Origin of the sequence: Glutamicibacter nicotianae, from assembly GCF_006539525.1 — a bacterium.
GTDB classification, from domain to species: domain Bacteria; phylum Actinomycetota; class Actinomycetes; order Actinomycetales; family Micrococcaceae; genus Glutamicibacter; species Glutamicibacter nicotianae.
In genome coordinates, this window is record NZ_BJNE01000017.1 from 45,652 (window position 1) to 53,079 (window position 7,428).

General features: G+C 62.9%; 6 protein-coding genes. 5 read left to right on the forward strand and 1 reads right to left on the reverse strand.

Going from position 1 to position 7,428, the window contains the following annotated elements:
* Positions 1–90: 90 nt before the first annotated feature.
* On the reverse strand, positions 91–1,731 hold the full coding sequence (locus ANI01nite_RS14570) for an ABC-F family ATP-binding cassette domain-containing protein (RefSeq protein ID WP_141358820.1): 1,641 nt from the start codon (positions 1,729–1,731) through the stop codon (positions 91–93).
* An 83-nt stretch (positions 1,732–1,814) separates the two neighbouring features.
* Here ANI01nite_RS14570 and ANI01nite_RS14575 point away from each other — a divergent pair, with 83 nt between their 5' ends.
* The 5 genes from ANI01nite_RS14575 (at position 1,815) to ANI01nite_RS14595 (ending at position 7,373) form a co-directional block, all read left to right on the forward strand.
* Entirely contained in the window at positions 1,815–2,180 is a 366-nt protein-coding gene (locus tag ANI01nite_RS14575; RefSeq protein WP_038992136.1) for an ArsR/SmtB family transcription factor, read from the forward strand.
* 26 nt (positions 2,181–2,206) lie between these two features.
* The gene (locus ANI01nite_RS14580) at positions 2,207–3,451 is read left to right on the forward strand and encodes an MFS transporter (protein WP_141358822.1); all 1,245 of its coding nucleotides are present in this window, start codon (positions 2,207–2,209) and stop codon (positions 3,449–3,451) included.
* A gap of 305 nt (positions 3,452–3,756) precedes the next feature.
* A complete protein-coding gene (locus tag ANI01nite_RS14585; RefSeq protein ID WP_141358824.1) occupies positions 3,757–4,992 on the forward strand; it encodes a CaiB/BaiF CoA transferase family protein in 1,236 nt (411 codons plus the stop codon).
* Positions 4,992–5,870, forward strand: coding sequence for a hydroxymethylglutaryl-CoA lyase (locus ANI01nite_RS14590; RefSeq protein WP_141358826.1), 879 nt, complete (start codon positions 4,992–4,994; stop codon positions 5,868–5,870). The genes ANI01nite_RS14585 and ANI01nite_RS14590 overlap by 1 nt, the downstream gene beginning before the upstream one ends.
* Before the next feature lie 93 nt (positions 5,871–5,963).
* A complete protein-coding gene (locus ANI01nite_RS14595; protein WP_141358828.1) occupies positions 5,964–7,373 on the forward strand; it encodes a 2-hydroxycarboxylate transporter family protein in 1,410 nt (469 codons plus the stop codon).
* Positions 7,374–7,428 lie beyond the last annotated feature (55 nt).

Consider the following 7,428-nt stretch of genomic DNA (forward strand, 5'->3'; position numbering starts at 1 on the left):
CGAAAGAACTGAAAAACTCGGCTCCCATGATGCCAATCCTACGTTGGATTGCTGTGAAATTGCCTATGTAAGACGTGCCCAAGCCAGACCCTAGAAATGGGCAGTTAGTTGCCCTTCGGCAACTTCCCAGTGGGCGGACAGGCGGACATTCTCCAGCAGCCGGCGATCATGGGTGACCAGCAGCAACGCTCCAGTGTATGCTTCCAGTGCTTCTTCGAGCTGTTCGATGGCCGGCACGTCGAGGTGATTGGTCGGCTCGTCGAGCACCAGCAGGTTCACCCCACGGGCCTGGAGCAATGCCATCGATGCGCGGGTGCGCTCGCCGGGAGACAGCGAATCGACCAATGCAGAGGACTGGTCTGCCTTCAAGCCGAACTTGGCCAGCAGGGTGCGGACCTCGGCAGCGGAGTACTCGGGAACTTCCTTTTCGAAGGCTTCGCCCAACGGCAGATCACCGGGAAGCTGGGTGCGCGCCTGGTCGATTTCGCCGATGCTCACCGAGCTGCCCAGGGAAGCGGTGCCGCTGTGCGGAGCCAGCTTGCCCAGCAGCAGGTTCAGCAAGGTCGACTTGCCTGCTCCATTTGGGCCGGTGATGCCAATCCGGTCCCCGGCATTGACCTGAACCGACACCGGCCCGAACGTGTAATCGCCGTGGGACACCGAGGCTTCGTTGAGCGTGCACATCACCGAGGATCCGCGCGGGGCCGACGCGATGGAGAACTGCAGAACCCATTCCTTGCGCGGTTCGGCCACTTCCTCAAGACGGGCGATGCGCGATTCCATTTGGCGCACCTTGGCTGCCTGCTTCTCCGAGGATTCGGTGTTGGCACGTCGGCGGATCTTGTCGTTGTCCGGCGCCTTGCGCATGGCATTGCGCACCCCTTGCGAGGACCACTCGCGCTGGGTGCGGGCACGGGAGACGAGATCCGCCTTCTGGCTTTCGAACTCCTCGTAGGCTTCACGCGCGTGCGTCCGCTTGACGGCCCGTTCGGCGAGATACGCGTCGTAGCCGCCTTCATAGGTGGCTACCTGATTCTGGGCCAAGTCCAGTTCGATGATGCCGGTGGTGCAACGGGCGAGGAACTCGCGGTCATGCGACACCAGGATCACCGGTGCGCGCAGGGACTTGATGAAGTTCTCCAGATGCTCCAGGCCTTCAAGATCAAGATCGTTGGTCGGCTCATCGAGCAATACCGCATCGAAGCGGGAGAGCAGCAAGGCCGCCAGGGCAACGCGGGCAACTTGGCCGCCGGACAGAGCAGTCATCTCGGTATCGACCGGGAGGGTGAAGCCGAGCTTGGCCAGCACCTCGGGGATGCGGTCTTCAAGATCCATGGCGCCAGAGGCCATCCAGTGATCGAAGGCGGCGCTGTAGGCATCATCTGCGCCCGGCTTGCCGCTGCCCAGTTCTTCGGCGGTCGTCTCCATGGCGGTGGTGGCCGCGGCGCAACCGGTCCGGCGGGCCAAGTACGCGGCAATGGTTTCACCTGGAATGCGCTCGTGCTCCTGCGGCATCCAGCCGATGAACGCGGAATCCGGGGCAGTGCTCACGGTTCCGGCCTGCGGGGTTGCGGCCCCGGCTAGCAGCGACAGCAACGTGGATTTGCCGGCGCCGTTGGCGCCCACCACGCCATAGACATCACCGGGCGAGGCGGTGAAGTTCAGATTCGAGAAGAGGGTTCGGTGGGCGTGGCCACCGGCAAGGTCCTTGGCCACGAGCGTTGCAGTCATGGTTCCAATTCTAGTTCGAGTCGAAGGCTGAATACTTCCGGTGTGCTCTAGGCAGTGCCAGGGAAAAGCATTAGTCTATTAGCATGCATGCACATAATAAGATTTATGCTCCGGATCCCTCCTCGGATTTCGTGGAGCTGGCCGCGGAAGTCTTCGGACTGCTTTCCGACGCCACCCGAATCCGGATTGTGCTGCATCTGCGCCGTGCCGGAGAGCTTTCGGTCAATGCGCTCGCAGAGCTCGTCGAGAAGAGCCCTTCGGGGGTTTCCCAGCACCTGGCTCGCTTGCGCATGGCGCGCATGGTGACCACGCGCCAAGTCGGAACCAAGGTCCTGTATAGCCTCACCGATGAGCACCCCGCACGCCTGGTCAGCGAAGCGATCAAGCAGGCAGAGCATTCTGTATCCAACGGCCAATTGCCGCTGCATCACGAAGCGCCAAACACCTAGGACTAAAGAAGACGGGGGCGGCCAAGATGCTTTCAGTTCTCAGGGACCAGGCGTACGCCAAGCTCTTCGGCGCGCAGATGATTGCGCTTCTGGGCACTGGCTTGCTCACCGTAGCGCTGGGCCTTTTGGCTTTCGATATCGCCGGCAACGACGCGGGCTTGGTGCTCGGCCTGGCCTTGACCGTCAAGATGGTCGCCTATGTGGCGGTTGCACCATTGGTCAACGCCCTGGTGTCCCATATTCCGCGCAAACCGGTGCTTGTCGGGTCCAATGTCATTCGTGGACTGGTGGCGCTCTGCCTCCCCTTCGCCAGTGAAGCGTGGCAGATCTATGTGCTGATATTTGTCCTGCAATCGGCATCGGCGACCTTTACCCCCGCATTCCAGGCGGTCATTCCCTCCATCCTGCCTGGAGAACGGGAATATACGAAGGCCCTGTCCCTGTCGCGTCTGGCCTATGACATGGAGTCGTTGGCCAGTCCGATGCTGGCGGCCGCGTTGTTGACTGTCACCAGCTACCACAACCTCTTTGCCGGGACCGTGATCGGCTTTGCCGCATCGGCTCTGCTTGTTGCCGCGACCCGGTTCCCGTTGATCCCGCCGCCGCAGAGGATGCAGTTCTTCCATCGACTCACCGGCGGAACCCGGGCGTTCTGGTCGGCACGCGAACTGCGCAGCCTGATGGCGCTGAATCTGGTCGTTGCCGCGGTCTCCGCCATGGTCATCGTCAACACGGTGGTGCTGGTGAAGGGGGAGCTGGGCCGTTCGCAGGTGGATGTTGCCTTGCTGCTCGGAGCCTATGGTGCAGGTTCGATGGCGGTGGCACTGGGCATGCCGGGGTTGCTGGAGCGATTCGAGGACAGCACTGTGATGCTCGCCGGCGCCGTAATGATGCCGCTGCTGCTGCTCATTGGTGCTACGGTCATCGGCTGGGCACAGGGAGCCGGGCAATGGGCCGGGCTTCTTGGCTTATGGATGGCTTTGGGTGCGGCGACTGCAAGCATCCTCACGCCCTCGTCCAGGCTATTGCGCCGCAATAGTACAGAGCAGACGCGCCCGGGGGTTTTCGCCGCGCAATTTTCCTTGTCCCATGCCTGCTTCTTGCTGACCTACCCGGTGGCCGGTGTCCTCGGCGCGTCAATCGGCTTGTGGGGCGTCGCCGTGGTTCTGGTCGGGATCGGCGCGATCGGCACGGTACTGGCCTTTGCCTCGTGGCGCCAGCCAGTGGTGCCGGTGTGCGGCGCTGAATCGGAACGCGGCACCAATTGCTGAGATGCGGTCGTCGGGATCCACGCGCCGCTGTTGGGCAGCAGGCATCCGTGTGGTGCTGAAATTCTGAGCGCAGTGGTGGGGTGCCTTCACCCTGCGACTGGGCATGCCAGCAATTGGCGGACCATGCCTTGGCTTCGATCCCAGACGGATATCATGCCTCGCCGGAGGTCGAGGGCAGTCATTTTATTTCAATTGACCCTTGCTGTGTTGTGGCTCACTTGTTACAGTCTTACCGCTGAAAGGGATACAGATCCCAATCAGTGGGAAAATCTATCTCTGAATTAACACGAAAAGGGGTCATTCTGATGGCCAATCAGCTGAACCTCGGCGAGAACAACCAGCCATTAGCCGGCGTGCGCGTGCTGGAACTGGGAAACTTCATCGCTGCGCCCTTCGCTGCCCGCATTTTCGGCGATTTTGGCGCCGAAGTGATCAAAATTGAACGGCCCGATGGCGGCGACGAATTGCGCGACTGGCGCAAGGCCCGCGGCCAAACCTCCATGCTCTTCCGGACCATCGCACGCAACAAGAAATCCGTCGAACTTGATTTGCGCAGCGAGCTTGGTGCGACGGCAATCAAGGAAATCATCAAGACCACAGATGTGCTGATCGAGAATTTCCGCCCAGGCACGCTGGAAAAGTGGGGGCTGGGTCCGGAAGTGCTCAGCGGAATCAACCCTGATCTTGTTCTCGTGCGGATCTCGGGCTACGGGCAGACTGGCCCCTATAAGGACCGTGCCGGATTCGGCAGCTCCGCAGAATCATTTGCCGGACTGCGCTACATCACCGGCGAACCCGATCGTCCCGCAGGACGTGCCGCCGCATCCCTGGGCGATACCGTTGCAGGACTATACGGAGTCATCGGCGCCTTGATGCTCATGCTCAACAAGGCCAAGGGAGGAAGGAACCAGGAACAGAACGTCGTCGACGTGGCGCTCTACGAGGGCGTATTCTCGCTGCTCGAATCACTGGTTCCGGACTACGATGCGTACGGCATGGTGCGAGAGCGCACCGGCGGACGGCTTCCCGGCGTCGTGCCTACCGGCTCTTACACGTGCCAGGATGGCCTGGAAGTGGTCATCGGCGGAAACTCCAACTCGGTCTTCACCCGGCTGATGCGCGCCATCGGCCGCGAGGACCTGGCCAGTGACCAGTCCCTGATGACCACCGAGGCCCGCGGTGCCCGCGAAGAAGAGCTCAACGGAGCTATCGAAGCCTTCACAGGGTCCCTGCCGCTGCAGCAGGTACTCGCCGCTTTGGACTCCGCGGGGGTCCCTGCCGCACCGGTCTACGACGCTCCTTCCATTGCCCAGGACGCGCACTACCAGGCTCGCGGGATGATCGAAACCCATGAAGTGGTTGTCGACCGGAATCCGGAGTTGATCCGCTTTCCGGGGGTGGTGCCAAAGATTCCCGGTCACCAGGGAGAGGTCAAATGGGTTGGCCCGGATCTGGGGGAGCATACCGAGGAAGTCCTCATGGGCCTGACCGGCTTCGATGCCGGGCAGATTGCGGCCATGGGCAGCAAAGCGGTGAAATAATGCAGATCGAGATCACTGACGTGTTCCTGCGTGACGGACTGCAGGACGAACCGGTCATCGTTCCCACTGCCGGCAAGGTCCAGATCGCCCGGGCTGCGACTGCCGCCGGGATCGGGCGCATGGAAATCGCCTCCTTCGTCAACCCGAAACGCGTGCCGCAAATGGCCGACGCCGACGACGTGGTCACCGCGCTGTCCGGCGAACCGGGAGTCCGCTTCACGGTCCTGGCCCTGAACGGGCGGGGCATCGCCCGGGCCGTGGCCGCCGGCGCGAGCGAAGTGCAGGTGGTCGCTTCGGCCAGCCAGGCGCACAGCAATGCGAATGCCGGGGCCGGAATCGAGCAGGTCCTGGACTCGCTCGCCGCCGATGTCGCCGCACACCCGCAGCCCGGCTTCTTTGCCGGGATCTCTACCGCTTTTACCTGTCCATTTGAGGGGGAGATCGACCCGTCCCGGCTGCTGCGGCTGGTGCGCGCGTTCAAGTCCATGGGCATCACGGACATCGGGCTGGCCGACACGCTCGGCACCACTCCGCCGCGACGCCTGATCAGCAACGTGAAGCGCATCCAGGATGCCGAGCCCGACCTGGCCTACTCATTGCACCTGCACAATGCCCACGGCCAAGCACTGGACACCGTGAAACTGGCCATCGATGCGGGCATCGCCCGCTTCGATGCCGCACTGGGCGGCTACGGCGGCTGCCCTTTCGCTCCGGGCGCGGCAGGAAACCTGTCGACCGGGGAACTCGTGGATTTCCTGCATGCCGAAGGGCACACGACCGGGATTGATCCTGCAGGACTCGCAAAGGCCACCGATCTGGCCCGCGCAACCATTTCCAGTGCACCACCCGTCCAACCAGATTCCCTCTCCATCCACTAGGCAACTCGGCCTGCCCTCGCAGCAGGCAAAGCAACTGCATTCCGCGCAAAGAAGCCGGTAGCATTGCAAGCCACGAAACATCGGGAGAATACGATGTCAAAGACCAACCAGGAAGCCCAGCTTCCCCGTCCTGTCCAGGACGAAGACCAGGACGTCCTGCAGCGGCTGAACGAAAAGGCCCAGCTGCCCAAAGGCTCCCACCACTCGAACCCGCGGCACTTCGCCATTGCGGGAATGCCCATCTGGCTCTACGTGATCATGGCCGCCGTCGTGCTCATCGCGGCGGTTACCGGCAATCTTCCAGGCGGCATGCTGCCGGGCTTCGCCGTTTCGATGCTGCTGGGCGGATTGCTGATCTGGTTCGGCAACCTCTTCCCGGTGGTGCGCGACTTCGGCCTTCCCACCATCTTGTGCACGTTCATCCCGGCCCTGGTAATCTTCTACGGATTCATGCCCGAGGCAATCATCACCGTCGTGACGGATTTCGTCACCACGCACGGATTCCTCGACTTCTTCGTGGCCGCGGTGATCGCCGGCTCGATCCTGGGCGCGCCGCGCGCCTTGCTGATCAAGGCCGGGCCGCGCTTTGCCATTCCGCTGCTGGCCTGCATCCTGCTGGCCTTCACCCTCACCGGAGTGGTGGGTGCCGCCACCGGCTACGGGTTCTGGACCTCGGTGCTCACCGTCGCCGCACCGGTGATGGCTGGCGGCCTGGGCCTGGGCGCGGTGCCGATGAGCGAGATGTACGCCGCCCGCACGGGCCAGGATTCCTCGGCCTTCATGGGCGACCTGATGTCGGCAGTGGTCGTCGCCAACATCTTCTGCATCCTCTTCGCCGGCATCCTCAACGGCTTGGGCAAGCGCAAGCAGCTCTTCGTGGGCTTCAGCGGCAACGGCGAGTTGATGCGGTTCAAGGGCAAGAGCAAGGAACTGGTCACCCCTCCCAAGCGCACCGTCGCCAGCTTCCTGACCCTGGGCAAGGGCCTGGCCCTGACCGCGGTGCTGTTCGTCCTCGGCGAGTTGCTCGGCGCCTACTTCGAGATCCTGCATCCTTACGCCTGGATGATCATTGCCGCCTCGGCGCTGAAGATCTTCGGCCTATTGCCCAAGGATCTGGAGGAAGCCACCACCGACTGGGGCGAGATGATCACCGCGGTCATGGTTCCCGCCCTGCTGGTGGGCGTGAGCATCTCCTTCATCGACATCAACGAGGTCCTCGCGTCGCTGGGCGATCCGATGTTCATGGTGCTGGTCGTCTTCACCGTCATGGTGGCCGGAGCAGTCGCCGGCCTGGTGGGGTGGCTGCTGAAGTTCAACTTTGTCGAAGCGGCGATCACCCCGGGGCTGGTCATGGCCGATACCGGCGGCTCGGGCGATGTCTCGGTGCTCAGCGCCGCGGAGCGCATGCACCTGATGCCCTTCGCCGCCTTGTCCACCCGCATCGGCGGAGCCTTCGTCCTGTTCCTCACCACCTTGCTGGTGCCGTTCCTTCCGGTCGGATAGCACGACGGAAATCACCGAGGGGCGGGAGGCCCGGAGCCGTGGCTCCGGGCCTCCC

Coding starts and splice junctions, on each gene's coding strand:
- ANI01nite_RS14580 (WP_141358822.1), top strand. CDS start 2,207: ATGCTTTCAGTTCTCAGGGACCAGGCGTACGCCAAGCTCTTCGGCGCG.
- ANI01nite_RS14575 (WP_038992136.1), top strand. CDS start 1,815: ATGCATGCACATAATAAGATTTATGCTCCGGATCCCTCCTCGGATTTC.
- ANI01nite_RS14595 (WP_141358828.1), top strand. CDS start 5,964: ATGTCAAAGACCAACCAGGAAGCCCAGCTTCCCCGTCCTGTCCAGGAC.
- ANI01nite_RS14590 (WP_141358826.1), top strand. CDS start 4,992: ATGCAGATCGAGATCACTGACGTGTTCCTGCGTGACGGACTGCAGGAC.
- ANI01nite_RS14585 (WP_141358824.1), top strand. CDS start 3,757: ATGGCCAATCAGCTGAACCTCGGCGAGAACAACCAGCCATTAGCCGGC.
- ANI01nite_RS14570 (WP_141358820.1), bottom strand. CDS start 1,731: ATGACTGCAACGCTCGTGGCCAAGGACCTTGCCGGTGGCCACGCCCAC.